The 25,700-nt window shown below is 68.5% G+C and carries 22 protein-coding genes; 21 read left to right on the top strand and 1 reads right to left on the bottom strand.

Annotated elements, in window-relative coordinates:
- Position 1: 1 nt before the first annotated feature.
- A complete protein-coding gene (locus HMPREF1868_RS06340; RefSeq protein ID WP_231782271.1) occupies positions 2-841 on the top strand; it encodes a DNA/RNA non-specific endonuclease in 840 nt (279 codons plus the stop codon).
- 469 nt (positions 842-1,310) lie between these two features.
- On the top strand, positions 1,311-2,093 hold the full coding sequence (locus tag HMPREF1868_RS06330; RefSeq protein WP_062531338.1) for a DUF5011/hyalin repeat domain-containing protein: 783 nt from the start codon (positions 1,311-1,313) through the stop codon (positions 2,091-2,093).
- Between the two features lie 288 nt (positions 2,094-2,381).
- Here HMPREF1868_RS06330 and HMPREF1868_RS06325 read toward each other — a convergent pair whose 3' ends face one another.
- Entirely contained in the window at positions 2,382-3,602 is a 1,221-nt protein-coding gene (locus HMPREF1868_RS06325; RefSeq protein ID WP_009279052.1) for an MFS transporter, read from the bottom strand.
- 209 nt (positions 3,603-3,811) lie between these two features.
- Here HMPREF1868_RS06325 and HMPREF1868_RS06320 point away from each other — a divergent pair, with 209 nt between their 5' ends.
- The 19 genes from HMPREF1868_RS06320 (at position 3,812) to HMPREF1868_RS06230 (ending at position 25,649) form a co-directional block, all read left to right on the top strand.
- Complete coding sequence (locus HMPREF1868_RS06320; RefSeq protein WP_062531337.1) at positions 3,812-4,783, top strand: hypothetical protein; 972 nt, start codon at positions 3,812-3,814, stop codon at positions 4,781-4,783.
- 21 nt (positions 4,784-4,804) lie between these two features.
- Positions 4,805-5,317, top strand: coding sequence for a very short patch repair endonuclease (locus HMPREF1868_RS06315; RefSeq protein ID WP_062531336.1), 513 nt, complete (start codon positions 4,805-4,807; stop codon positions 5,315-5,317).
- A 69-nt stretch (positions 5,318-5,386) separates the two neighbouring features.
- Positions 5,387-6,187 (top strand): metallophosphoesterase family protein, encoded by an 801-nt coding sequence (locus HMPREF1868_RS06310; RefSeq protein WP_062531335.1) that lies wholly within the window; start codon positions 5,387-5,389, stop codon positions 6,185-6,187.
- A 1-nt stretch (position 6,188) separates the two neighbouring features.
- Entirely contained in the window at positions 6,189-6,764 is a 576-nt protein-coding gene (locus HMPREF1868_RS06305) for a DNA-deoxyinosine glycosylase (protein ID WP_082719568.1), read from the top strand.
- Positions 6,765-6,872: 108 nt separating this feature from the next.
- Positions 6,873-8,867 carry a GNAT family N-acetyltransferase gene (locus tag HMPREF1868_RS10170; protein WP_304437899.1) on the top strand — a complete coding sequence of 665 codons (1,995 nt, stop codon included), beginning with the start codon at positions 6,873-6,875 and terminating at the stop codon, positions 8,865-8,867.
- 115 nt (positions 8,868-8,982) lie between these two features.
- Positions 8,983-10,218, top strand: a complete 1,236-nt coding sequence (locus HMPREF1868_RS06295) for a deoxyguanosinetriphosphate triphosphohydrolase family protein (protein WP_062531334.1) — start codon at positions 8,983-8,985, stop codon at positions 10,216-10,218.
- Positions 10,219-10,226: 8 nt separating this feature from the next.
- Positions 10,227-11,594 (top strand): replication-associated recombination protein A, encoded by a 1,368-nt coding sequence (locus tag HMPREF1868_RS06290; protein ID WP_062531333.1) that lies wholly within the window; start codon positions 10,227-10,229, stop codon positions 11,592-11,594.
- A 63-nt stretch (positions 11,595-11,657) separates the two neighbouring features.
- Positions 11,658-12,272 carry a DUF948 domain-containing protein gene (locus HMPREF1868_RS06285; RefSeq protein WP_062531332.1) on the top strand — a complete coding sequence of 205 codons (615 nt, stop codon included), beginning with the start codon at positions 11,658-11,660 and terminating at the stop codon, positions 12,270-12,272.
- 78 nt (positions 12,273-12,350) lie between these two features.
- On the top strand, positions 12,351-12,734 hold the full coding sequence (locus HMPREF1868_RS06280; protein WP_009279061.1) for an ATP-binding protein: 384 nt from the start codon (positions 12,351-12,353) through the stop codon (positions 12,732-12,734).
- The gene (locus HMPREF1868_RS06275) at positions 12,727-13,563 is read left to right on the top strand and encodes a SigB/SigF/SigG family RNA polymerase sigma factor (RefSeq protein WP_062531331.1); all 837 of its coding nucleotides are present in this window, start codon (positions 12,727-12,729) and stop codon (positions 13,561-13,563) included. Before HMPREF1868_RS06280 ends, HMPREF1868_RS06275 begins: the two co-directional genes overlap by 8 nt.
- A 17-nt stretch (positions 13,564-13,580) precedes the next feature.
- The gene (locus HMPREF1868_RS06270; protein ID WP_062531330.1) at positions 13,581-14,936 is read left to right on the top strand and encodes an AI-2E family transporter; all 1,356 of its coding nucleotides are present in this window, start codon (positions 13,581-13,583) and stop codon (positions 14,934-14,936) included.
- Between the two features lie 97 nt (positions 14,937-15,033).
- The gene (gene alaS / locus HMPREF1868_RS06265; protein WP_062531329.1) at positions 15,034-17,685 is read left to right on the top strand and encodes an alanine--tRNA ligase; all 2,652 of its coding nucleotides are present in this window, start codon (positions 15,034-15,036) and stop codon (positions 17,683-17,685) included.
- A 4-nt stretch (positions 17,686-17,689) separates the two neighbouring features.
- A complete protein-coding gene (gene ruvX, locus HMPREF1868_RS06260) occupies positions 17,690-18,103 on the top strand; it encodes a Holliday junction resolvase RuvX (RefSeq protein WP_009279065.1) in 414 nt (137 codons plus the stop codon).
- Between the two features lie 7 nt (positions 18,104-18,110).
- Complete coding sequence (gene mltG / locus HMPREF1868_RS06255) at positions 18,111-19,373, top strand: endolytic transglycosylase MltG (RefSeq protein ID WP_062531328.1); 1,263 nt, start codon at positions 18,111-18,113, stop codon at positions 19,371-19,373.
- Positions 19,363-19,869 (top strand): YqeG family HAD IIIA-type phosphatase, encoded by a 507-nt coding sequence (locus tag HMPREF1868_RS06250; protein ID WP_062531327.1) that lies wholly within the window; start codon positions 19,363-19,365, stop codon positions 19,867-19,869. Before mltG ends, HMPREF1868_RS06250 begins: the two co-directional genes overlap by 11 nt.
- Before the next feature lie 57 nt (positions 19,870-19,926).
- Complete coding sequence (locus HMPREF1868_RS06245; RefSeq protein ID WP_062531326.1) at positions 19,927-20,472, top strand: shikimate kinase; 546 nt, start codon at positions 19,927-19,929, stop codon at positions 20,470-20,472.
- Entirely contained in the window at positions 20,469-21,581 is a 1,113-nt protein-coding gene (locus HMPREF1868_RS06240; RefSeq protein ID WP_062531325.1) for a dehydroquinate synthase/iron-containing alcohol dehydrogenase family protein, read from the top strand. Before HMPREF1868_RS06245 ends, HMPREF1868_RS06240 begins: the two co-directional genes overlap by 4 nt.
- Positions 21,582-21,652: 71 nt before the next feature.
- Entirely contained in the window at positions 21,653-22,774 is a 1,122-nt protein-coding gene (locus HMPREF1868_RS06235; protein WP_062531324.1) for a M24 family metallopeptidase, read from the top strand.
- Between the two features lie 187 nt (positions 22,775-22,961).
- Complete coding sequence (locus tag HMPREF1868_RS06230; RefSeq protein WP_062531323.1) at positions 22,962-25,649, top strand: valine--tRNA ligase; 2,688 nt, start codon at positions 22,962-22,964, stop codon at positions 25,647-25,649.
- Positions 25,650-25,700: the final 51 nt, after the last annotated feature.

The raw sequence follows: 25,700 nt of genomic DNA, 5'->3' as shown, positions 1-25,700 counted from the left end.
CGTGGCGTTTGCAAAAGGCCCCTCTCCAAACAGGGCCGGCAGGAGGATATGGCGCAACTTCCTTGTCGCCTGCGGCCTTGCCGTCGCCCTGGGCGTCCTGGCCACCGCCCCCTATGGGGTGCCCGGGGCGCAACCCATGGCCGCGAGGTCCCAGACGTCCCCCTCGGAGGACGGCGATCCGGGGACTTCCGTCGATGCCGCGGCGACGGAGCCGGGCGCTCTCGCCTACACCAGCTGGTCGGAGCAGGAGAGCCCCAACTACGTTCGCCTGGTCGGCACGGCCGAGGTCGCAGAGCCGCTCGAGCCGGGGAAGGTCGTCTACGAAGGACTGGACGCGCTGGGGAGGACGGGTCGCGTGCGCGCGTGCATCACGCGCCAGATGATGGACGAGGGTCGTGCCAGGGCGCGTTCGCGCTCCCTCCCAGACCCATCCGGGTGGCCCTCCCACAACGAGGAGGCATCCATCGAGCTCCCTGACGGGCGCATCTACCACGGCTGGTTCTGGAACCGCAGCCACCTGCTCGCCAAGTCCCTGGGCGGGAGCGACGAGCTGCAGAACCTGGTCTGCGGGACGAGGATGCAGAACGTCGGCGCCAACGACGGGCAGGGCGGAATGGACATGTTCGAGTCGGCCATCCGCAGCTGGCTGGAGGCGTATCCCGACGTGAGCGTCCAGTACGTGGCGACGCCCCTCTACGAGGGGTACGAGCCCATCTGCCGCTCGGTCATGGTGGACGTCCTCTCGTCTGACGGGCAGATCGACGAGCGTCTCGAGGTGTACAACGCTGCGAAGGGCTACCGGATCGACTACCACACGGGCGAGTTTGCCAGCGTCTCCTAGCTGGCGTACCCCGCTTGCCGCTCCCTTCTGCCGTCCGTGCATATCTTGTCCTGGAAGGCATCCGGAAACCTATCCTTGGACTCACGATCACACATTCCAGGTTCACTTCCTTGCAAGGGGGAGCTCATGCTGCGCAGGCTTTGGAAGGGCCGGGCGTTCGGCTTTGCGGGGAGCGTCTTTCGCTGGGCTTGTACGGGAGCCTGTCTCCTCTTCTCATTTTGCTTCCTTCCCAGTCTTTCCTCGCTGCTCTTCGTTTTGGCGGCGTTCTTCCTTGCTCCGGTGAAGCAGCTATCGAACCGGCTGCCTCACCTTCGTCGAGGAGACTTCGACGCGCGCCTGGGCACGTAGGGCGGGACGCTACTGGCTGCCGGCAGCCCTCGCCCTCTTCCTTACGGCCTGCTACTCCGCAGGGGCGAGCACTGTCCAAAACAGCGGGGAGGCTCCCTCGACGGAGGGGCGGACGGACGAAATGCAGGCAAGGCTGGATGCGGTGAATCTCACCCCTACGACTGGGGTGCTCGAGTACTCCGACCTTCCCGTTGATCCCCTGACTCTCGTGAGATGCTCCGACGAGGGCGCGGAGGTCTCCGCCTCTGGCGGTATCGACCTTAGGAGGCTCGGGCGACAGGAGCTGAGCTATGTCATCCACCTGGGCGACAAGACGAAGGAGCAGAACGTCGCCTTCGAGGTGCGTGACACCCGCGCTCCCAACATCACTCTCGCACAGGACGTGCTGGGGATTGTGCAGGGGGATGGCCTCGACGTGGCCTCCAACGTGAGTGTCACGGCAGATCCGGTGGATGGGGCTCTGCCACGCGTGGAGGAGGAGCCAGTCCCCAAGGGAAGCCAGGATGGGAAGAACTTCTACGAAGTGGGCTGGTACCTCATCGACGGGTCGGTTGACACCAACGTTCCGGGCAGCTACGAGCTCGTGGTCAGAGCTTGCGATGCAAGCGGAAACAGCGCCAAGAAGTCCTTCAGAGTCGAGGTGTCCTCCAAGCCAGAGGAGAAGTCCCCCGATGCCTCCACGGCCCAACAGGAGGTCTCATCAGCCCAGGAACCGACTTCGGTAGTTTCCGCGTCAGAGCCCCAGACCCAGACATACGTGCTCAACACCCATACCCACAAGTTTCATCGCAAGGGGTGCCGCGACATTAGCCGAATGAAGGACAAGAACAAGAAAATCGTGGAGTCGACGCGCGAGGAGCTCATCGCTCAGGGGTATAGCCCCTGCGGCCACTGCAACCCCTAGCGGAATCTCCCGCCTGGTCGTCGGCACATGGCTGCGTCTGAGAATGACCTGCCCTCTTCCCTTGCGGGGAGCTGTCACGTGCGCATTCTATTTTTAGAATGCGCACCCCCATATGCCGACCTGGCATTTTGAGACGAAGCGCGCATTCTAAAAATAGAATGCGCGCTTCGCTGGCAATCCGTGCGAGGCGCTCGAAGCGGGCGCCCCAGGGCAGCCGGGAATTGGCCAGTGGCTCGCGGCCCATAGTCTGCGGCCCGCCGTGGCCCGCGGGTTCGGCCGTCGCCGGCGCTACCTGCGCTCGGGCACGCGGGTCATCAGGACGAAGCCGATGACGAAGAGCACGACGATGGACAGCACGCCCAGAGACCCGCTTCCCGTGACCGCCGTCATGGTGCCCACGATGAAGGTTCCCAGGATGGCGGCGTACTTGCCGAAGATGTCGAAGAAGCCGAAGTACTCGTTGGCGTGGTCCTTGGGGCAGAGCTTTCCGAACTCGGAGCGCGAGAGCGCCTGAAGCCCGCCCTGGAAGAGCCCCACCATGATGGCGAGGAACCAGAATTCGGCGGCGCTGCGGAGGAAGAAGGCGGCAAAGAGCGTGATGAAGGTGTAGCCCGCGATGCCCACCAGGATCATCTTGCGGGTGCCCACCCGGCTGCCCAGCTTGCCGTAGGCGATGGCCGAGGGGAAGGCCACGAACTGCGTCACCAGCAGGGCGAGCACGAGCTGGGTGCCGTCGATCCCGAGGTCGGACCCATAGCTCGTGGAGAGCTTGATGATGGTGTGCACGCCGTCGATGTAGAAGAAGTACGCCAGCATGTAGGTGCGCAGGGCCTCGTCTCCGCCGATGCAGCGCAGGGTCGAGCCGATGCCCCGCACTGCCTTGGAGAGGGCGTGGCTCTCGAGCGGCTTGTAGTGGGTCTGCTCCACGTCGCGCAGCATCGGGATCGTGAAGGCGAGCCACCAGGCCGCGGTGACGGCGAACGAGATCTGCATGGAGGTCTGCAGCGCCAGGCCCAGCCGCTCGCGCAGGAGCACGACGGCGAGGCAGACCACGAAGGGCACGCAGCTGCCGATGTATCCCCAGGCGTAGCCCTGGCTCGAAACCTCGTCCATGTGCTCGTCGGTGGTCGCATCGACCAGGAGCGCGTCGTAGAACACGATCGACGAGTTGAGCATCACCGACGAGATGACGTACACGACCAGGAAGGCCATCGCGTTGGTGGGGAACCCCATTCCCACGGTGGCGACGACGCCCGTGAGCACCGTGCCCAGGACGAACTTCTTCTTCATGCCCTGCATGTCGGCTATGGAGCCGAGGATGGGCATGAGCAGGGCTATGACCAGGGAGGCGACGGTCTCCCCGTAGCTCCAGGCCACGAGCGCGGGCCCATCGGCCAGCGACTTGAAGTAGATGGGGATGACGCTCGTCGCGAGCAGCACGAGGGCCGAGTTGCCAACGTCGTACATGATCCAGCTCTTCTCGGCCTTCGTGAACCTGGTGCGTGCCATCTCTGCTCCCTCCCAGCAGGGCCCATCGCGCATTTCTTGCATATTGTATGTGCGCCCTCGTACGCGATCCCCGCCGCTCAGGCCCAACGGCCCCTCACCAGGGCTCTGCGGCGGGGCCGGGGCACCCGGTGGGCACGGGTCCAAGTGCCCCTTGCATCGCAAGGTGATAAACCGCACCATGGGTGGGACGACGGAAGGAAGGAGCCACCGTGCCCGCGATTCTCACCCACGACTTCTTTGGCAGGGACGCCTACGCCGACGTCTCCTCCCGCCTGGGCCTGCTCTCCGTCGAGGAGCACGATGCCTTCTTCCTGGGCAACCAGGGCCCGGACCCCCTCTTCTACCTGGTGGCCGACCCCCGCGTCTCCAAGGGCAACCGCGTGGGTGGCCTCATGCACCACGCCCGCCCTGCCAAGCTCCTGCTCTCGCTCCATGACGCGCTCTCGATGCTCACGCGCGAGGAGCGCCCCGTGGGTGAGGCCTACGCCGCTGGCTTTCTCTGCCACTACACGCTCGACCGGGCCGTGCACCCCCTCGTGTTCTTTAACGAGTACGCCATCTGCGACGCCGGCGTGGACGGGCTCGACCGCTCCGACGGGGGAGAGGTGCACGCAGAGATCGAGCGCGACCTGGACGAGATGGTGCTCTATACCAAGACGGGCAAGACGGTCGCGGACTACAGGCCCTACGAGGAGGTGCTGCACGCCAGCGACCAGACCCTCGCCATCATCGACAAGCTGTACTTCTACATGGGCCTTTGGACCTACAGCCGCACCCTGGACCTCGACTGCTACACGCGCGCCGTCAAGGCATTCAGGCTCATGCAGCGCCTCTTCTACACCCCCCGCCAGGGCAAGGCCCGCGTCCTTGCGCCATTGGAGCGCCTCGTCGGCCACAAGCGCTACTCGCTCTATGGCGCCATGGCGCATCGCGTGCGGGCCGAGAGGACCTCGGCCTTCGACAATCACGACCACCATGTCTGGAGCCATCCCTTCGTGGAGGGCGTCTCGAGCACCGACAGCTTCTGGGACATATACGAGGACGCCCTGGAGGAGGTCTTCGACAACGTCACGACGTTCTTCTCGCCCTCGTTCGACTACGCGGCGAGCCTGCGCCTCTCCCGCGGCCTCAACTTTTCGGGCATGCCGGTTGACCCGGACGACCCTGATGCCGGCGAGTAGGGAAGGCGGCGCTCCCGCAGCATGACCAGCCTTGCCACGCGCCATGTGATGCAGGCCAACAAGAGCGAGGACACCAAGCCCGAGCTCAGGGTGAGGGAGGCCCTGCGCGCCGCGGGCTACCCCGGCTATCGCCTGCACTGGAAGAAGGCGGCCGGGAGGCCCGACATCTGCTATCCCGGCCGCAAGGTGGCGATCTTCGTGAACGGCTGCTTCTGGCATCGCTGCCCCCACTGCGACCTGCGCATGCCCAAGTCCAACGTCGAGTTCTGGGAGGCGAAGTTCAACCGCAACAGGGCTCGTGACGAGCGTGACCAGGTCCTGCTCATGGAGGACGGCTGGACGGTGGTCGTGGTCTGGGAGTGCCACCTCAAGGGCGAGCGCTTCGAGTCCACGATGCGCGATGTGGTGACGCAGGTCGAGCGGGCGGGCGGTGCCGGAACGCACGCGGGGCGCATCGTGGAGGCCGGGTCCCTGCCGGGCTGGAGGCTCAGGACCATAAGGTCGGGCAGGCACGCGTCGGGGCACTACCGCTAGACTGTGAGACATTGCCAGGCAGCGCCGTAGCCAGAGGGGCGACGCACTGCCACCTGAGGAGGGACGCTCGTGTCAACCTACGTGTTCTCGGACGTGCATGGGCACCTTGCCCCCCTCGACCGCCTGCTGGAGCGCATCGCCCCCGGCGAGGGTGACAGCCTCTTCATGCTAGGCGACATGATCGACCGCGGGCCTGACCCCGTGGGGGTCATGCGCTGCTGCCGCGACCTCCCCGGCTGCACCGTTCTCATGGGCAACCACGAGGACCTCCTCCTCTCGTGCCTCGAGCAGCCCGACGACCCCATCCGCCAGTACAACTGGCAGACCAACGGCGCGGCGAGCACCCAGGCGGGCCTCGACGGGCTCGACGAGGCGTCGCGCACCGAGCTCCTCGGCTGGGTGGAGCAGCTTCCCGTCTGCGCCATCACCCAGGTGGGCGAGAGGCCCTACATCCTGGTGCACGCGGGCATCCGCGCCGACGGGCTCTCTCCCCGCGAGTCCTGGGACGCCCAGGCGCTGCTCGACCTCCTGGACCGGCAGCTCGTGGACGACCTCCTCTGGATCCGCGAGGACTTCTGGGGGCGGCCCACGAACCTCCTCGACGAGGCGGGGCGCGGTCCCATCGTGATCGCGGGCCACACGCCGACGGCGTACCTGGACGGCATGGCGGACCTGCCCGAGCGGCCCTCGAGGGCGGATGACGGGCTCTGCCAGATGGTCAGGGTCGGGGCCTGCGAGGCCACGGGCGGCGTCTCGGACCGCTGGGACATCGACTGCGGCGCCGCGGGCGGCGCGGGCTTCGGGAAGGTCTGCATGCTGCGTCTGGATGATGGCATGGAGTTCTACGAGCCCGTCCGCGAGGGAGAGTAGCGTGCCCTCCGGCCGTGACGCCGGGAGGGGCGCGACCCGGCCGCTGAGGCACGTCGAGTCCCCGCTTCCCGCCATCTTCGACGCGGACTCCAGGGTGCTCGTCCTGGGGAGCCTCCCCAGCCCGCTCTCGCGCGAGAGGGGCTTCCACTACGGGAACCCCCAGAACCGCTTCTGGCGCGTGCTCTCCGCCCTCTGGGATGAGGAGCCTCCCAACAGCGTCGAGGGTCGCCGGGACCTCCTGCGCCGCCATCGTCTTGCCCTGCATGATGTGCTGGCGAGCTGCGACATCGCGAGGGCATCAGACTCGTCCATCGCGAATCCCGTCCCCAACGACCTCGGGCCCATCCTCAGGGCAGCCCCCATCTGCCGCGTGTTCTGCACGGGCTCGACCGCGGCGCGGCTCTACCGCCGTCATGTCGAGCCCGTCCTGGGCGTGCCCTGCGTGGCGCTGCCCTCGACGAGCCCCGCCAACGCCCGGTGGCGCCTCGACGATCTGGTCCGGGCCTACGCCGTGGTGCGCGAGGCCGCGGAGGGGAGCGACCCGCCCTGCCTGTCCCGGGACGCGGTGGGCGGGTAGCGGCCCCGCTCCTGGCTTTTTTGCGCCATCCTTGCCTGACGTCGGCACGCTCTGAGAGAATGCCAGTGCTCAACGGCGAGGACCGCAGCTCAAACGAGAGAGACGTCGATGAGGCTTCGTGACATGGACATGACGCCCGGCTCGCAGCGGACGCTCGTCCCGGCGAGCGCGCGCGAGCTCCTGCATGGCGCCCTGAGGACGAGCGACGAGGGCGAGGGCTGGGTGCGGCCCTGGCGCTTCTCGCCCATCCAGATGCGCGCTCTGGGAAGCTGCCAGGCCTGGCATCCGGGCCTGTACCGACAGATGGCCCGCACGACCGCCGGCGTGACGCTCGAGTTCACGACGGACTCGTCCGAGGTCGCCCTCGAGCTCCTGCTCGACGACGAGCCCCGGGGCACCCGGGCGGTGCTCGACTACGTGGACCCGGAGGGGGAGTTGCTCCCTCATGACGGCGTGTCCTGCGAGGTGGACGGCAGGCACCTGGGCCTGCGACAGCCCTCCGGCGACGACGACTGCGTGGTCTTCTCGCTCGACGACCCCGACGCCGCCCCGGCCGATGGCGTCATGCAGCTCCCCGGCATGGGAGACACGCACCACGTGCGCATCTGGCTTCCCTGCCTGCGCGGATGCCGACTTCGCGACGTCGTGGGCAACGGCAGCTTCGTGAGGGAGGTCGCCGCCCGTCGGGAGCTCCTCGTCCTGGGGGACTCCATCGCCCAGGGCTTCGTCTCGGACGACCCCTCCCAGGCCTGGCCCGCCCTCCTGGCGTCCCGCCTGGGCCTGGACCTCGTGAACCAGGGCATAGGCGGGCAGGTGTTCCAGCCGGGGACGCTCCTGGGGCTCGCCCAGGCGGTCGACCCCGCCTGCATCGTCGTGGAGCTGGGGGCAAACTATCGCTACGAGCCCTGCCGCGAGCGCCTGGTGACGCGCGACGTCAGGGGCTATCTGCTCGAGCTCTCGCGCCTCTGGCCCAGGGTCCCCATCTGGGTCATGTCGCCCCTCTGGCACGACGAGGAGGCCTACCCCTCCCACCCCATGAGCTGCTGGCAGAGCGTGCCCCTCTTCCTGGCGGCCCACTGCGCCCCGCACGACCAGATGACCCTCCTGGACGGGGGGCGGCTGCTGGACCACAGGGCCTCGCTCATGGCGGACGGCTTCGAGCATCCCAACGCAGAGGGCTCGCGCCAGCTTGCGCGCAGGCTCTGGGTTCGCATGATGATGCGGCGAGGCGACGTGGAGGAGCGCCGCACGCGGGCGCAAACCCTGCTCGAGGGCGCGCCGCGGCGCTGCTTCCCCCTGCAGGAGGAGCTGAGGAGGGGCATCGGAGAGGTGCTGTTCGCGGAGGAGGGCTGCGTGGCCCTCTCGCTGGTGCCCGGCCAGGTCACCATCTGGGGCCGCGACCGGGAGCTCGCGCACGACGTCCTGCTCATGCTGGACGACGTCGAGCTCGTGTACTGCCTCGAGCCGGCGCTCGTTCGCGACGTGTGCCTCACCCTGGGGCTCGAGTCCGTGAGCCCCGTGAGCATCTGCGTCTGCCAGGGGCGGCCCAAGCCAGCGGCGAAGGGGCACCGTCCCTCTCGTCCGCGCGAGGTCCGTCCCCTTGACGCCTCCTTCGCGAGTGTCGTGAGGGAGCGCTACTCCCACCCGGAGTACCTGCGCCAAGGGGAGCTCGAGGGGCTGCTCAAGCAGGGACTCCTGCTGGGGGGCTTCGAGGGCGGCGAGCTGGTGGGGTTCGTGGGCGAGCACCCCGGTGGCTCCATGGGCATGCTGGAGGTCTTCCCCGAGCACAGGGGCAGGGGCTGGGGAGAGGCGCTCGAGCGCGCCAAGATCGAGGACCAGCTGGCGCGTGGCCTCAGGCCCTGGTGCGAGGTGTGGCCGGAGAACAGGGACTCCCTCAGGCTGCAGCGACGCCTAGGCCTCAAGGTGCAGGCCGCCAACGAGAGCTGCTACATATCCCGCGCTTCCGAGGCGGGGGAGGTGGTCGCGCCTGAGGGGGCCGGAGATGGCTGGGCCCACGGTGCGGGCGAGGAGCCCGCGCAAGGTGGAGATACCGCGCAGACGGACGAGCCACCGGCATGTGCGGGGGACGGCCCCAGGCACTAGGTCCCAGGCTGCTCCTATACTGGGCGTCAGAAGACAGCTATCGCATGGCTGACGTCGCCCAGGTGCAGCGCGCAGGCTCGCGTCCCTGACGGTCGAGGCCATGCCGGGAGGGACCATGCAGACCAACAGGCTGGCGCCGCTGCTCACGGGGCGCCTTTCCGACGAGGCAGCCGCGCGCGTGCGCGAGCAGCGCGCGTCGGGCACGCTCTCGCACTACGCGACCTCGGACCTCGCGGCGATCCGCCGCGACGACGAGCGCGACCAGGACAGCGCCCTGCGCCCCGCCTTCGTGCGCGACACGGAGAAGATCCTCCACATCCCCGCCTACAACAGGCTCAACGGAAAGACCCAGGTCTTCTCGTTCAGGCCCAACGACGACCTCTGCCGCCGCGGCCTCCACGAGCAGCTCGTGGGCAGGGTCGCGCGGGACATCGGCCGCGCCCTGGGGCTCAACCTGGACCTCATCGAGGCCATAGCCCTGGGCCACGACCTGGGGCACACGCCCTTCGGCCACGTGGGCGAGAAGTGCCTCAACGACGTCTTCCACGAGCGCACGGGGCGCTGGTTCTTCCACAACGTGCAGAGCGTGCGCGTGCTCGACCGCCTCTACGGGCGCAACCTCTCGCTCCAGACCCTCGACGGCGTGATCTGCCACAACGGCGAGTTCGAGCAGCAGCGGCTCGAGACCAGCGGACTCACCAACTTCGACACCTTCGACCGCGTGGTGGCGGGCTGCTGGGAGACGGGCGAGGATGCCATCGGGCGCCTGCGCCCCATGACCCTCGAGGGCTGCGTCGTCCGCGTGTCGGACATCATCGCCTACGTGGGCAAGGACCGGCAGGACGCCATCCGCGCCGGCATCTGCGACGAGGACAGCTTCGACGACGGCCTGGGAGGCGCCTACAACGCGTGGGCGCTCTCGGCCTTCGTGGCCGACGTGGTCGAGAACAGCCTGGGCAAGGACCGCATCGCCCTGAGCGTGGAGGGGTTCGCCGAGCTCAGGCGCGCGAAGCGCGAGAACTACCAGAAGATCTACCGCTCGGCGGAGGTCAACGGCGACTTCTCGCGCGAGGTGGGGGAGTACTTCCACCGCCTCTACGAGCACGAGCTGGATGCCCTGGCCGAGGGTGACGAGGGCAGCGCCGTGTTCCAGCACCACGTGCTCCCGCTCCAGCGGCACCTGGGCCACTACGGGCGCGAGTACGACTGGGAGACGGACCCCGACCAGACCGTCTGCGACTTCATCAGCGCCATGACCGACGACTACTTCGTGGCGATCTGCCAGGAGATCTTCCCCGAGGCTAGGTCGCTCTTCCCCAGGCGGCGCTACTTCGACGGCGTGCGGGCGTAGAGGGCCACATGGACACCCTCTTCTCAAGCGTCGAGCGCTACAAGCGCAAGGCCAACGCCCCTCTCGCCGTGCGAATGCGGCCCCAGACCCTCGACGAGTTCGTGGGCCAGGAGCAGGCCGTGGGGGAGGGGTCGTGGCTGAGGCGGGCCATAGAGCACGACACGCTCTCGTCCGTCCTCCTCTACGGGCCCGCCGGCACGGGCAAGACCACGCTCGCGTGGATCATCGCCAATGGCACCCATGCCGAGTTCGTCGAGGTCTCGGCCGTGACGGGCACGGTGAAGGACCTCCGTCGCGAGGTGGACGCGGCGGAGAGCCGCCTACTCGTCCAGGGAAGGCGCACCATCCTCTTCGTGGACGAGATCCACCGCTTCAACCGCTCGCAGCAGGATGCGCTGCTGCACGCCGTGGAGGACCGCGTGGTCGTCCTCGTGGGTGCCACGACCGAGAACCCCTACTTCGAGGTCAACTCAGCGCTCATCAGCCGCTCGCGGGTGGTCGAGCTCCAGCCCCTCGACGACGAGTCGCTGCGCACGCTGGTCCTGCGGGCGGTGGCGGACCCCCAGGGCCTGGCCGGCGCCTTCGCCCTCGAGGACGAGGCGCTGCGCGACATCGTGACCCTGGCCGGGGGAGATGGCCGCGCCGCCCTCACCTCGCTCGATCTCGCGAGCCAGATGGCCCTTCCCACCGGAGACCCCGCCGAGGCCGACCCCTCCCACCCCCTTGCCATCACCTCCGAGCACGTGCGCGAGGCGAACCCCCGCCGCGGCCTCAGCTACGACAAGTCCGGCGACATGCACTACGACGTCATCTCCGCCTTCATCAAGTCGATGCGCGGGAGCGACCCCGACGCGGCCCTCTACTGGCTCGCCCGCATGATCGACGCGGGCGAGGACCCCAAGTTCATCGCGCGCCGCATCTTCATCCTCGCCTCCGAGGACATAGGCAACGCCGACCCCCAGGCCCTCCTCGTGGCCGAGGCCGCCTTCAGGGCGACCGAGGTCATCGGATACCCGGAGTGTCGCATCAACCTGGCGCAGGCGGCCACCTACATGGCGCTCGCCCCGAAGTCCAACGCCGCCGAGGCGGGCGTCGACGCCGCCCTGCGCGAGGTGCGCGAGGGGCCACGCCGGGAGGTGCCTAGCCACCTGCGCGACCGCCATCGCCCGGGTTCCGAGGGCTATGGCGCTTACCTGTACCCCCACGACTTCCCGGCGGGTTGGGTGCCCCAGCAGTACCTTCCCGACGGGCTCTCGCGGGGCGACTTCTACCATCCGGGGCCGAGGGGCTGGGAGGCCTGGCGCGTGGAGGCTGCGGGAAGGGACCATCTTGACGCGCAGGACGGCCGTCCTGGCCAGGACGGCACGAACGGCTAGAATTGGACCCGACCACGTGGCCGCGCCGTGCGTTGCGGCCCACGCACTAGGGAAGGGCAGGTCATGGACCTCACACCTCTTGGCATCTTGATCCTGGCACTCGTGGCCGCGGCGATATGGGCGGTCGTCGAGCTGGCGCTCACCCTCAGGAAGGCCCGCTCCTCCGTCGAGGAGGTGACGAGGTCTGCGAACGAGACGATCGAGCAGGTGCAGCCCATCATCTCGAAGCTGGACGGCGTCATGGACGAGCTGCAGCCCGCGCTGAAGCAGGCCGACCCCATCGCGGCGAAGCTCGACGTCGCCGTGACGCAGGCAAACGTCAGCCTCGAGCGCGTGAACGGCATCCTGGGCGACGTCTCCACCGTGTCCGGCACCGCCGTCGGCGTGACCGACGCCGTGACCAAGGTCGCCAACAACGCGGCGAACTCGGTGAACGGAATCGTCTCACGCCTCGCCCACGTGCCTGGCGAGCGCGGCGCGGCCAAGCTCGCCCCTGCGGACGACGCCTCCCTCGCGGGCGGCCCGGCCTCCTCTCCGCATCACGCCAAGGAGCCCACGGGGTACGTGACCTACGGCAGTCCCAAGGGTGACGACCCCAAGAATGGCAGCCCCAAGGTGGAAGAGGGGGCGGGCGAGGGCGGCGACGCCACCACGAACGAGGACGACGCCGAGGAGTAGCATCGGCCTCCTTCCCAGCTGAGGATCGACCACACACCACGCGGGCGTCGCCTGGCAGCGCCCCTGACAAGGAGAGAAATGACCGAGAACATGGTTCGCCTGAGCGTTCCCGCCGAGGCGAAGTACGCGCGCGCCGTGCGCATGACCGCAGCGAGCCTCGCCGTCGCCTGCGACATGAGCGTGGACGACGTGGAGGACGTCCGCATGGCCGCCGAGGAGGGCTTCGTCTACTGCTGCGCGACCCGTCCCGAGTCCTGCGACATCAGCTTCCGCCTGGGCGAGCGTGCCGTGCGCATGGACTTCGTGCTGGGCGAGGGCGAGCCCGACGAGTCGGAGGGGGGCGCAGGGGAGGATGGCCTCGAGATGGTGGGCCTGCTCCTCTCGGCCATCTGCGACGAGTTCGACATCACCGAGGAGGGCGTCCTGCACCTCGCGAAGGGCACGGTCGTTGCCCATGCCTAGCCTCGACGCAACGTCCGCCTCGGCCGAGCGCCGCCGTCGTAGGAGCTCCGCGCGCCTCACCCACGGCAAACTCGCCTGGGACAAGGGGCGCACGCGCGAGCTCTTCCGCCGCTACAAGGAGGAGGGCGACGAGGAGGCCCGCGAGCAGCTCATCGAGAGCCACCTGAACCTGGTCCGCTTCCTCGCGTCCAAGTTCAAGACCCGCGGCGAGCCGCTGGACGACCTCATCCAGGTGGGCTCCATCGGCCTCATCAAGGCCATCGACCGCTTCGACCCCGAGCGCGGCCTCGAGTTCACGACCTTCGCCACGCCCACCATCACGGGAGAGATCAAGCGCCACTTCCGCGACAAGGGCTGGTCGGTGCGCGTGCCCCGTCGCCTGCAGGAGCTCTCGGCCAAGGTCAACCAGGTGACCGACGAGCTCACGAAGGAGCTGCAGCGCAGCCCCTCGGTGGAGGAGATAGCCCGCGAGCTCGACTCCACGGTGGACGAGGTGCTCGAGGCGATGGAGTCCTCCAGCGCCTACAGCTCGGTCTCGCTCGAGGCGCCGAGCTCGGGTGGGGACGACGACAGCCCCTCGGTCCTGGACCACTACGCCAGCGAGGACGAGGAGCTCGCCTCCTCTGACGACCGCATGGTCATCGAGGACACCATCCGCGACTTCTCTCCGCGCGAGCAGGAGATCATACGCATGCGCTTCATCGACGGCCTCACCCAGGTCGAGATAGCGAAGAAGCTCGGCATCTCCCAGGTGCAGGTGTCGCGCCTCCTGAGGCGCACGCTCAAGAAGGTCCAGGAGAAGATCGACCCCGAGGGGCTCATGCGCTAGGCCGGAAGGGAGCCCTCATGCCCCAGACCGACGCCCACGACCGTGGCGCCAGCGACGAAATGGCCCGCAGGGTCGCCCTGCGGGCCTGGGCGACCGTGGGCTGCCTGCTCGCCGTCTGGCTGGCCAGCCGCGCGCTCGTGATCGTGTGGCCCGCGGTGGAGCTCCTCATCGTGGGGGTGGTCGTCGGCTTCGTCTGCAGCCCCATCACCAACTGGCTCGAGGGGAGGGGAGTGGGCCGCGCGCTCGCCGCGCTCGCCTCCCTCCTGCTCGTGCTCCTCGTCGCGTCCCTCGTCTTCGTCCTGCTGGGACCGCCCTTCATGAGCCAGCTGCTCGAGGTCCTGCAGAGGACGCCCGTGTACGTCTCGCAGCTGCGCGCGACCATGGGTGGGTTCTGGGAGTCCTTTGGCAGCGACAAGACCGTAGAGGTCCAGCAGAGCCTCGACCAGTTCGTGACCGCCATATCCAACCTGGGCCTCAACACCTCCTCCGAGCTGGTGGAGCGGCTCTCCAGCGGCATCGTGCGCAACGCCGTCTCTGCCGTGGGAGGGCTCTTCACCCTCTTCCTCGGCCTCGTCCTGGGCTACTGGTTCGCGAAGGACTACCCAAGGATTGCGCGCGAGCTCATGGTCATCGCCGGCCCCGCGCACGGCAGGGACCTCTCGGTGCTCCTCGCCGTGATGAGCCGGTCCGTGGGCGGCTACATGAGGGGCGTCACCATCACCTCGCTCGTGGGCGGGCTCCTCGCCTTCGTGGGCTACGCGCTCATGGGACACCCCTACGCGGGGCTCATGGCCATCGCGATGGGCGTGTTCCACTTCGTGCCCGTGGTGGGGCCTTGGATCGCCTCCGCCCTCGCCGTGCTGCTCGCGCTCTCGGTGAGCCCCGTGCTCGCCCTCGAGGCCCTGCTCGTGTCGGTGGTGGTGCAGAACCTGACGGACAACGTGGTTTCTCCCCTGGTCATGCAGTCGTCGGTCAAGGTGCATCCGGCGCTCTCGCTTCTGGGCATCGTGATCGGCAACGCCTTGGGCGGGGTCCTGGGCATGGCGCTGGCGATACCGCTCACCGCCGCGGCCCGCAGCGTCTTCGTCTACTTCTTCGAGTCGAAGAGCGGACGGCAGCTCGTCTCGTACGACGGGGCGCTGTTCAGGAGCACCCCCTTCCGCGACGAGGAGGGGCGCATCGAGCCCTCCTTCGACGCCCTGGACGACGACCGCTTCTTCGAGAGCACGCGGCTGGTGAGCCCCGAGGGCCTGCATGCGGTGCGGCCCGAGCCCCGGCCGGACGCGGCCGGGGTCGGCCTGGGGGCGCGGGTGCAAAACGTCGCGCGGCATGCCATGCGCGGCAGGTCTGGCGCAGACGATGAAGAGAAGTAGCTGAGTGGCAATTCCCAGCCGCGCTCGAAGGGCGCGCCACGTATGATATATGGGTTGGCTCGGCGCCACCGCCGCAAGTAAGACCACAAGGAGAAGCATGAGCAGCTCTGACTACAAGACCATGACCACCGCGCAGATTCGCAGCGACTTCCTGCGCTTCTTCGAGGAGAAGGGCTGCAAGCTCTATCCGTCCTCCTCGCTCGTCCCCGAGGACCCCTCGCTCCTCCTCGCCAACGCCGGCATGAACCAGTTCAAGGAGTACTACCAGGGCACCAAGACCATGAGGGAGATAGGTGCCACCTCCTGCCAGAAGTGCCTGCGCACGAACGACATCGACAACATCGGCGACTCCCGCCACCTCTCGTTCTTCGAGATGCTGGGCAACTTCTCGTTCGGCGGCTACACCAAGGCCGACGCCATCGCCTGGGCCTGGGAGTTCATCACCAGCCCCGAGCACCTCGGCCTTCCCGCGGACCGCCTCTACATGACCGTCTTCGAGGACGACGACGAGGCGATCGAGCTCTGGCACGCCCAGGGCGTCGCCTACGACCACATCTCGCGGCTGGGCGAGGAGGACAACTTCTGGGCCGCCGGCCCCACCGGCCCCTGCGGTCCCTGCTCCGAGATCTACTTCGACCAGGGCCCCGACTTCGAGGGAGAGGCGCCCGGCGACGACGGCGACCGCTACCTCGAGTTCTGGAACCTCGTGTTCACCCAGTACGACCGCCAGGAGGACGGCTCCATGCCCGAGCTGCCCCACCGCAACATCGACACGGGCATGGGCTTGGAGCGCATCGCCGCGATCATGCAGCACGAGGGCTCCAACTACGAGGGCGACGTGCTGCGCACGCTCATCGGCGTGGGCGAGCGGCTCGCAGGCGTGACCTATCACGAGTCCGGCTCCGTGGACAAGAGCCTGCGCATCGTCGCGGACCACAGCCGCGCCGTCTCGTTCATGATCGGCGACGGCATCCTGCCCTCCAACGAGGGACGCGGCTACGTCCTGCGCCGCCTGCTGCGCCGCGCCGTCTACCACGGACGCCTCCTGGGCATCCAGGGCCGCTTCCTCTCCAACTACGTCCACGAGGTCACGAGCCTCATGGCGGACGTGTACCCGCAGCTGGTGGAGAACGGCGCCCTCATCGACGGCATCGTGAACGCCGAGGAGGAGCGCTTCGGCGCAACCCTGGACGCCGGCGAGACCATGCTCAAGGCCGAGCTCGAGTCCCTGGGCGAGGGGGAGGACCTCTCGGGCGCCGTGGCCTTCAAGCTGCATGACACCTATGGCTTCCCCATCGACCTCACGCGCGAGATCTGCGCCAACTCCGGCCATGGCATCGACATGGGCGCCTTCGACAACGCCATGGAGGCCCAGCGCGAGCGCGCCCGCGCCACGGCCAACCGCGACGCCTGGGGCAAGGCCAACAACGTGTGGGTCTCCCTCTCCGACCGCATCGCCCAGACCGAGTTCGTGGGCTACGACAGCGACGAGCTCGAGGGCGCCCGGGTGCTGGCCCTCGTCCGCGACGGCGAGGAGGTCCCCTCCGCCACCCTGGGGCAGAGGGTCGAGGTCGTCCTCGACCGCACTCCCTTCTACGCCGAGATGGGCGGCCAGGTGGGCGACACCGGCAGGCTCCTGGCAAAGGGCCTGAGCCTGCAGGTCACTGACACACGCCACCACGAGGGTGGTCTTGTGGGGCATGTGGCGGAGGTCGTCGCGGGTGAGGTGGCCCAGGGCCGCGAGCTCCGTGCCGTGGTCGACCACGGCCGCCGCGAGCTCATCCGACGCAACCACACCGCGACCCACCTCCTGGACGCCGCGCTCAAGCAGGTCCTGGGCGAGCACGTGAGCCAGGCGGGCTCCCTCGTCGCCCCCGACCGCCTGCGCTTCGACTTCACGCACTTCGAGGCCATGACCAAGGACGAGGTCGAGCGCGTCGAGGGGCTGGTCAACGCGCAGATTTTCGCCGCCGAGCCCATCGTGACCAGGATCATGGGCATCGAGGAGGCCAAGGCGTCCGGTGCAGTCGCCCTCTTCGGCGAGAAGTACGGCGACGTCGTGCGCGTGGTCTCGACCGGCGAGTCCGAGAGGCCCTTCTCCCGCGAGCTCTGCGGCGGCACCCACGCCCGCAACACCGCCGACCTCGGCTTCTTCAAGATCGTGAGCGAGAGCTCCGTGGGGTCCAACGCCCGCAGGCTCGAGGCCGTGACCTCCGCCGGCGCCATAGAGTACGTGGACGAGCGCCTGCAGCTCCTGGAAGACGTCGCGACGTCGCTCAAGTGCCGCCCGTCCGACCTCAAGGCGCGCGTCGAGGCCCTGGAGGCGGAGCTCCGCGAGGCGCGCAAGAGCCTGGACGCGGCCAAGGTGGGTGCCTCCAGCGACCAGCTGGCGCAGGCTATCTCCTCCGCGGTCGACCTGGGCGGCTACCGCTGCGCCATCGCCCGCGTCGAGGGCCTCTCGGGCAAGGAGCTCCGCAGCGCCTGGGACACCATCCGCGACGGCATGGGCGGGCAGAAGGCCGCCTGCGTCATCGCCTCCGCCACGCCAGACGGCAAGGTCGCCCTGCTCGCGGCAGCGACCGACGACGCCGTCGCCCTGGGCTTCTCCGCCGGTGCATTGGTCAAGGAGGCCTCGCAGCTGGTGGGTGGCCGCGGTGGCGGAAGGCCCAACATGGCCCAGGCAGGCGGCACCGACGCCTCCGGAATCGACGCGGCGCTGAAGGCCGCCCGAGAGATGCTGGGCGCCTAGCGGCATGCGGGTCCTCGCCCTCGACATAGGGGAGGTGCGCATCGGCGTCGCGGCGAGCGACGCGAGCGGAAGCATCGCCTCTCCCGTCAAGGTGCTCCCGGCCCAGGAGGTCCTCCAGAACGCGCGCAGCTTCAGGCGCATCCTGGAGGACTACGAGCCCGAGCTCCTGCTGTGCGGCCGCCCCCTCACCCTTGCGGGCGAGGAGGGTCCCCAGGCCGAGCGCGTCATGGAGCAGGCGAGGGGGGTCGCGGCTTCCTGCGGCCTTCCTCTGGAGTTTGCCGACGAGCGCCTCTCGTCCAGGGAGGCCAAGCGTATCCTTCGTGAGCAGGGGTACGACGAGCGCTCGATGCGCGGGCGCGTCGACATGGTGGCGGCGTCCCTGTTCCTGCAGGCCTGGCTGGACGCCCGAGTAGATTAGGTCCCTGATGTCTGACAACCCGACCCGCAACGGATCGCACTTCTCGCCCGAGCCCTCGAGTCGCGGCTCCCGGCCCGTCCGCGGCGGTGACACGCGTCGCTCGAGGGGGTCCTCCACGCCCGACCGCAGGGCGGGCTATGCGGGAGGGGTCTCGCAGCGGAGCGTCAGCGCGACCCGTCGCGCTGCCGGAAACGCCGGCTCTCATGCCCGTGGCGAGAGGCCCGGCGGTCCGCGCCGTCGCTGGCCCAAGGTCGCCTTCATGCTCCTGGTGGTCTGCGGCCTGCTCGTGGGTGCGGGCACCCTCGCCTGGCGCCACTTCTCGTCCTCGGGCAAGGCGGGCGGCTCCGTCGCCGCCGGGCAGAGGGTCACCGTGACCATCCCGGAGGGCTCGGGCGGCAGCCAGATAGCCCAGATCCTCCTCGACGCCGGCGTCATCGGCGACAGCGGTGAGTTCTTCAAGGCCGTTCAGGCCCAGGGCGCGGAGTCGAGCATGAAGAGCGGCTCCTACGACTTCCTCACCGGCGCCAACGTGTCCGAGGTCGTGAGGCAGCTCGTGAGCGGGCCCAACTCCGCGGCGGGCAAGCTGACCATAGCCGAGGGCCTCACCCTCCAGAAGACGGCGGAGGCCGTCGGCTCGAGCGGCATCGGCGTGTCGGCCGAGGACTTCCTCAACCAGGTAAAGGCCTCCAACTACGTCGCCGACTACCCCTTCCTCGCACGGGCCGCCAACGACTCGCTCGAGGGCTTCCTCTTCCCCAAGACCTACGACTTCGGCGGCACTCCTGCGACGGCGGACTCCGTCATCCGCGCCATGCTCGACCAATATGGGCAGGAGGTCGCGAGCCTCGACCTCGCCTCGGCGGAGGCGAGAATCAAGGAGACCTACGGCATCGACATGAGCGACTACGGCATCCTCACCCTCGCCTCCATCATCGAGAAGGAGGCCCTGAACGACGAGGACCGCAGCAACATCTCGTCCGTGATGTACAACCGCATGAGGGAGGGCATGGCCCTGCAGAGCGATGCCACGATGGGCTACGTGACGGGCGGTGCCGTGAGCGCCGACGACCTCAAGACCCAGAGCCCCTACAACACCTACCTCAACGCGGGACTGACCCCGACTCCCATCTGCTCGCCCAGCCTGGCCTCGATCAAGGCCGCGATGGACCCGCCCAGCACCAACTACCTCTACTTCTGGATCACCCAGAACGAGCACGTCTTCTCCGAGACCTACGACCAGCACCTGCAGGCGATCTCCAATGCCTCGTAGTCCCTTCGAGGCAACGGCCTACGTCGCCTCTGTTGACCTCGTCGACGTCGGGCGCCTCGCCTCCGAGGGGGTGCGCTGCGTGCTTCTGGACCGTGACAACACCTGCGTGCCCCGCGACGCGAAGGCCGCGCCCCCGCAGGTCCTCGACTGGCTCGGGTGGGTGCGGGAGGCGGGAATGGCGACCTGCGTCGTCTCGAACAACTTCCATTCCGCCGAGGTCGAGCGCTCGGCCCGCGAGCTGGGCTGCGAGGTCGTGCATCACGCCATGAAGCCCCTGCCCTTCGCCGTCCATGCCGCGCTGCGCAAGGTGGGCGTCCCCGCCGAGCAGGCCGTGCTCGTGGGCGACCAGGTGTTCACCGACGTCGTCGCGGGCAACCTCGCCGGCGTGCGCACGGTGCTGGTGCGTCCCCAGTCGACGACCGACCTCTGGTACACGCGGGCCCTGCGCGTCGTGGAGCGCGCCGTGCTGGGAGACCGCCGGTTCAGGGGGGAGTAGCCCGGGACTCGGATGCTAGAATCGTCACGAAAGACATCTTTCCTCTCGAGAGGCTCTATGGCATCGGCTGGCGGGTACGTGGTCCACGAGGGCTGCGACCACATCTTCTTCGTGGGCTTTCACGGAGCGGGCAAGTCCACCCTGGCGCGCAACCTGGGCGGGCTCTTCCGCCGTGACTACGTGGACACCGACCGCATGGTCGAGCGCATGCGCGGCCTCAGCGTCTGCCAGATCTTTGAGCGGGAGGGCGAGGAGGCGTTTCGACGCGACGAGGCGAAGGTCCTCAGGGGCCTCCTCTCGCGCAAGTCGCTGCTGGTGAGCTGTGGCGGGGGCATCGTGGAGGGCGAGGAGAGCTGCGAGCTCATGCACCGCATGGGCACGGTGGTCTACCTCGACGGGGACGTCGAGGACTCGCTCCGCCAGATCAGGCATCCCGAGCTCAGGCCCGACTTCGTCACGGCGGACTGCGCCAGGAGGCTCCACTGTCGGAGGAGGCCCCTCTACGAGGCCGCCTCCGACTACACGATCGACATAAGGAACAGGACGTTCGAGCAGGTCTGCGCCGATGCGGCCCAGCTGCTCTGGGAGAAGGGTCTGCTATGAGCGAAGGGTTGCCCGAGCTGGTGAGGCAGTGGGTCTCGGTGCCGGGGGGCTCCTGCGACGTGCGCGTGGGCCGCGACCTCGTCGAGGGCCTGGGGTCCGTCCTCAAGACGGTCTCCGGCAAGCCCGAGGTCTGCGCCGTCGTGGTGCCCGAGGGCTCCGACGAGACGCTGGTCGAGCGCCTGCGCAGGCAGGTCACCGACGCGGGCTTCAGGGCGGCCCGCGTGGACGTCCCCGCCGGTGCGGGCGCCCGGGACGTGAGCGCCCTCTGCGCCCTCATGGCCGGCCTGGGGGAGGCCGGCGTCACCTCGGACGACCTCGTGCTCGCCCTGGGGGATGCCGACGAGCTCTCGCTCGCCCAGGCGGCCTGCTCGGTCTGGTGCGGCGGGGTCCCCCTGGCCGCCGTGGCGCTCGACCTCGCGGGCATGCTCCTGGTGCCTGCCTCGCCCCGCGCGCTCGACGTGGACGGCAGGGAGGAGGTCGCCAGCTTCAGGCTGGGCATCCGCTACCTCTTCTGCGATCCCCTCGTGATGGACCTCTCGCTCGACTCGGAGGCCACGCGCCTCTCGCTCGCGCTGATGGTCGCCACGGCCGTCGCGGACTCGAGGCCGGCGCTCGAGCACCTCTGGGACGCCACGCCCCAGATCATGGAGGGCGACGAGGACGTCCTCCTCGACCAAGCCATGGCCCTGCTCAAGGCCCGCGGTAAGCTCGCCTCCTCGACGGCCGTCGCCGTGCGACAGTCGCTCTTCTATGGGCAGGACTTCGTGCGCGCCCTTCGCCCGCTGGTCCCCGCGGCATCCGAGGCGGAGCTCCTGGGAGAGGCGCTTCGCTTCTCCGCCCGCATCTCGGCCGGGGAGGGCAAGCTCGACGTGGACGACGTGCTGGTGCAGGACGAGCTGCTCGAGCGCCTGGGCGTCGAGCCCATAGAGTGCGAGCTCGAGCCGGGGGCCATGGTGGAGGCCCTGAGGAGGGAGCGCTTCGCTCGCAGCAACCGCTTCCTCCTGGCGCTGCCCCAGGCCGTGGGGCGCGTGAGGCTCTCCTCCGTCGACGAGGGCCTGCTCGCCGAGCATGCCGCCGCCTGGTGCGACGCCCACCTGCCCGAGGAATAGAAGGATCGAACTGCCGCTGCGGGACGGGCGACGCACCCACGCGGCAGAGGACGCTTAGAGAGGAACCGAACATGGCAGACGCAAAGGCCTGCGCGGGACGCGTCGGGCGCTTCCGCGCGCTCATGGGGGAGCGTGGCTACGACGCCGCGATCCTGAGGAACAACCCCGACCTGCGCTGGCTCACGGGTGCCGAGCGCACCTTCGACGGCGAGGTGGCGCACACGGCCGTCGTCACGGCCGACGGGCTCTGGCTTCACACCGACTCCCGCTACTTCAACACCTTCCAGGAGCGCCTGGGTGCCGACACCCCCTGGCAGATCGACATGGAGCTCGTTGCCCCCGCGGAGTGGGCGGCACGCGTCATCTCGATGGCGCATGCCCGCGTCGTGGCCATCGAGGACAGCTGCAGCCTCGCCTTCTTCGACGCCTTCAACGTCGCCTGCGCAAAGCAATCGACCGCCTGCCTCGTCCCGCGCATGCACGGCGACATCGTCGGCCTGCGCATCGTGAAGGACGCCGAGGAGGTCGAGCTCATGCGGCATGCGCAGGACATCACCGACGCGGCCTTCGAGCACATCTGCGGCTTCGTCAAGGCGGGCATGACCGAGCAGGAGATCAAGGTCGAGCTCGAGAACTACATGCTCACGCATGGCGCGGATGCGCTCTCGTTTGACACCATCGTCGCCGCGGGGCCCAACGGCGCCAACCCGCACGCCCAGCCGGGCGAGTACGTGGTCCGGGAGGGCGACATGGTCGTCATGGACTACGGTGCCGGCTACCACGACTACCACTCCGACATGACGCGCACCGTGTGCGTGGGCGAACCGGGGGAGGAGCAGCGCCGGGTCTACGACGTGGTTCGTCTCGCCCACGAGACCTGCGCCCGCGAGGCAAGGCCCGGCTGCATCGGCAGCGACATCCACAACTTGGCCGTCGAGGTCATCACCGACGCCGGCTACGGCGACTACTTCAAGCATGGCCTGGGCCACGGCGTGGGGCTCGAGATCCACGAGCAGCCCAGCTTCGGCAGGCTCTACGACAAGCCCGTCCCCGTCGGCTCCGTGATAACCATCGAGCCGGGCATCTACCTGCCCGGTCGCTTCGGAGTGCGCCTCGAGGACTTCGGCATCATGGGGGAGGACGGCTACCATCCCTTCACCAAGTCCGGCCACGAGCTCCGCGTGGTGGGGTAGCGCACGACAGGGCAACCCGACGCGCGGCGGGTCGATCCGGCAGGGGAGGCCCCACCCGCTGCGTGCTATTCTTCTTTGCTAGCCGCGAGGGCATGGCCCCTCGCGCAGACCTGACCAGCCCGAAGGTCGCGCGCGCTCAAGACACGAGTGCCAACGCGTGCCCCGGGCCAGACGAGAGGAAGTACCTGTGGAAGAGATGCCCAAGACCTACGACCCCCAGGCCAGCGAGCCCGCTCTCATCGACCGCTGGGTCTCTGCAGGCTGCTACCAGCGCAGCAAGGGCGTGGGAGACTGCACCGTCGTGATCCCGCCCCCCAACGTCACGGGCATCCTGCACATGGGGCACGCCATGGACGACACCATCCAGGACGCGTTCGTGCGCTACAACCGCATGAGGGGCCGCTCCACCCGCTGGATCCTGGGAACTGACCATGCCGGCATCGCCACGCAGACCAAGGTGGACAAGAAGCTCAAGTCCGAGGGCGTCTCTCGCCTCGAGATCGGACGCGAGAGGTTCCTCGACGCCTGCTGGGACTGGACGCACGAGTACGGCGGGACCATCGTGAGCCAGATCCGCCGCATGGGCTGCTCGATCGACTTCGACGACGAGAAGTTCACCATGAGCCCCGAGTTCTCGAAGGCCGTGCGCAAGGTCTTCGTCGACTGGTACCACGACGGGCTGATCTACCGCGGCAAGCGCATCGTCAACTGGTGCCCCAGCTGCCGTACCGCGATCTCGGACGACGAGGCGGAGTACCAGGACGAGAAGGGTCACCTCTGGTACCTGCGCTACCCCCTGGCGGAGCCCGTGGACGGCGTCGAGTACGTGACCGTGGCCACCACCCGTCCCGAGACCATGCTGGGCGACACCGGCATCGCCGTGAGCCCATCCGACCCCAAGAAGGCGGGGCTCGTGGGCAAGACGGTCATCCTGCCCATCATGGACCGCGAGATCCCCATCTTCTCGGACTGGCACGTCGACGCCGGCTTCGGCACCGGATTTGTCAAGGTGACCCCCGCGCATGACCCCAACGACTACGCCATGGGCCAGGCCCACGGCCTCGAGCAGATCAACATCTTCGACGAGACCGCGCACGTGGTGGAGGGCTACGGCGAGTTCAGCGGCATGGACCGCGACGAGTGCCGCAAGGCCATCGTGGCCTGGTTCGAGGAGCATGGGCTGCTCGACCACGTCGAGGAGCTGGACCACTCCGTCATGCACTGCTACCGCTGCGGCACCGCCCTCGAGCCTTGGCTCAGCGAGCAGTGGTTCGTGGCCGTGGACAAGCTCAAGGAGCGTGCCTGCGAGGTCGTGAGGGACGGCGAGGTCACGTTCCACCCTGACCGCTGGACCCAGACCTACCTCACCTGGATGGAGAACCTCAAGGACTGGTGCATCAGCCGCCAGCTCTGGTGGGGCCACCGCATCCCCGTCTTCTACTGCGACGACTGCGGCTGGCAGGACGCCCTCATGGAGGACGTGGACGTGTGCCCCCACTGCGGCGGCCACCACGTGCACCAGGACGAGGACGTGCTCGACACCTGGTTCAGCTCGCAGCTCTGGACCTTCGCCACGCAGGGCTGGCCCGACCACCCGGAGCAGATGGAGGGGCACCACCCCACCAAGGTGCTGGTCACCGCGCGTGACATCATCGCCCTCTGGGTGGCGCGCATGGTCATGAGCTCCCTCTACTTCACGGGAGAGGTGCCCTTCCACGACGTGTACATCTACGCGACGATCCTGGCCAAGGACGGCAGCCGCATGTCCAAGTCCAAGGGCAACGGCGTCAACCCCATGGAGCTCATGGAGAAGTACGGCGCCGACGCCATGCGCTTCAACCTGCTGACGCTCATCACCAACAACCAGGACGTCAAGTTCGACGCGAACATCGACAAGAAGACCAAGGCGCTCATAGACAGCCCCCGGACCGAGCAGGCGCGCGGGTTCGTGACCAAGATCTGGAACGCGAGCCGCTTCGTCCAGATGAACCTCGACGGCTACGAGCCGGGCCCCGCGCTCGCGCAGACCCCCGAGGACGCCTGGATGCTCAGTCGCCTCGCTCGCGCCGTGCGCACGGCGACCTCGCAGCTCGAGGCCTACGAGTTCGGCGACTACGCCCGTGACATCCAGTCCTTCTTCTGGAACGAGGTCTGCGACTGGTACATCGAGCTCTGCAAGGGCCGCCTCCTGGACGGTGTCGCCGCGGAGCGCCTGCAGGTCCAGCGCAACCTGGTCTTCGTCCTCGACGTGAGCATGCGCCTGCTCCACCCGGTGATGCCCTTCGTGACCGAGAGCGTGTGGGACATGCTTCCCGCCTCCGCCCTGGACGACCATTCGAGCGAGTTCCTCATGACGGCCGCCTGGCCCGAGCCTGAGGCGCTCGCGGGCTTCGTCAACGAGCGCGCCGAGGGCGACTTCGAGCTCGCCAAGCGCCTCATCTCCGTCGTGCGCTCTACCCGGGCCCGCTACCGCCTCTCGCCCAAGGCCGAGCTTGCCGTGGCGGTGCGCGCCAGCGAGCCAGAGCTCGCGGTCCTCTCCTCGCAGGAGGGCTTCATCCGCAAGGTGGGCCGCGTGAGCGAGCTCATGCTCGACGCCGGGCAGGAGCGCCCGGTGGGCTCCGTCTCGGTTGCCGACGGCGGCCTCGAGGCCTTCGTCGTGGTGGGCGAGCTCGTGGACCTCGCCGCAGAGTCCAGGCGCCTCCAGAAGGAGCTTGCCAAGGCGGAGAAAGACCTCGCGTCCGTCGTTCGCACCCTCTCCAACGAGGGCTTCGTGGCCAAGGCGGCACCCGAGGTCATCGAGAAGAAACGCCAGCAGCAGGAGGAGCTCGACCTGGCGGTGGAGCAGCTCAGGAGCCAGATCGCCGACTTCGCATAGGCCTGCCGCCCGCGGCCCCCGCCCGCCACAGACGGATTCGAGTGCCCTGAC

Source organism: Olsenella sp. DNF00959, assembly GCF_001553055.1.
Taxonomy (GTDB): domain Bacteria; phylum Actinomycetota; class Coriobacteriia; order Coriobacteriales; family Atopobiaceae; genus Olsenella_I; species Olsenella_I phocaeensis.
Note: the sequence above shows the minus strand (reverse complement) of the source record. Positions and strands in the feature narration are given on the sequence as shown.

Excerpts from the sequence above, each read along its gene's own strand:
- HMPREF1868_RS06270 (WP_062531330.1), top strand. The coding sequence starts at position 13,581 with ATGCCCCAGACCGACGCCCACGACCGTGGCGCCAGCGACGAAATGGCC.
- alaS (WP_062531329.1), top strand. The coding sequence starts at position 15,034 with ATGAGCAGCTCTGACTACAAGACCATGACCACCGCGCAGATTCGCAGC.
- HMPREF1868_RS06250 (WP_062531327.1), top strand. The coding sequence starts at position 19,363 with ATGCCTCGTAGTCCCTTCGAGGCAACGGCCTACGTCGCCTCTGTTGAC.
- HMPREF1868_RS10170 (WP_304437899.1), top strand. The coding sequence starts at position 6,873 with ATGAGGCTTCGTGACATGGACATGACGCCCGGCTCGCAGCGGACGCTC.
- HMPREF1868_RS06315 (WP_062531336.1), top strand. The coding sequence starts at position 4,805 with ATGACCAGCCTTGCCACGCGCCATGTGATGCAGGCCAACAAGAGCGAG.
- HMPREF1868_RS06290 (WP_062531333.1), top strand. The coding sequence starts at position 10,227 with ATGGACACCCTCTTCTCAAGCGTCGAGCGCTACAAGCGCAAGGCCAAC.
- HMPREF1868_RS06245 (WP_062531326.1), top strand. The coding sequence starts at position 19,927 with ATGGCATCGGCTGGCGGGTACGTGGTCCACGAGGGCTGCGACCACATC.
- HMPREF1868_RS06330 (WP_062531338.1), top strand. The coding sequence starts at position 1,311 with ATGCAGGCAAGGCTGGATGCGGTGAATCTCACCCCTACGACTGGGGTG.
- mltG (WP_062531328.1), top strand. The coding sequence starts at position 18,111 with ATGTCTGACAACCCGACCCGCAACGGATCGCACTTCTCGCCCGAGCCC.
- ruvX (WP_009279065.1), top strand. The coding sequence starts at position 17,690 with ATGCGGGTCCTCGCCCTCGACATAGGGGAGGTGCGCATCGGCGTCGCG.
- HMPREF1868_RS06275 (WP_062531331.1), top strand. The coding sequence starts at position 12,727 with ATGCCTAGCCTCGACGCAACGTCCGCCTCGGCCGAGCGCCGCCGTCGT.
- HMPREF1868_RS06280 (WP_009279061.1), top strand. The coding sequence starts at position 12,351 with ATGACCGAGAACATGGTTCGCCTGAGCGTTCCCGCCGAGGCGAAGTAC.
- HMPREF1868_RS06240 (WP_062531325.1), top strand. The coding sequence starts at position 20,469 with ATGAGCGAAGGGTTGCCCGAGCTGGTGAGGCAGTGGGTCTCGGTGCCG.
- HMPREF1868_RS06285 (WP_062531332.1), top strand. The coding sequence starts at position 11,658 with ATGGACCTCACACCTCTTGGCATCTTGATCCTGGCACTCGTGGCCGCG.
- HMPREF1868_RS06325 (WP_009279052.1), bottom strand. The coding sequence starts at position 3,602 with ATGGCACGCACCAGGTTCACGAAGGCCGAGAAGAGCTGGATCATGTAC.
- HMPREF1868_RS06235 (WP_062531324.1), top strand. The coding sequence starts at position 21,653 with ATGGCAGACGCAAAGGCCTGCGCGGGACGCGTCGGGCGCTTCCGCGCG.
- HMPREF1868_RS06295 (WP_062531334.1), top strand. The coding sequence starts at position 8,983 with ATGCAGACCAACAGGCTGGCGCCGCTGCTCACGGGGCGCCTTTCCGAC.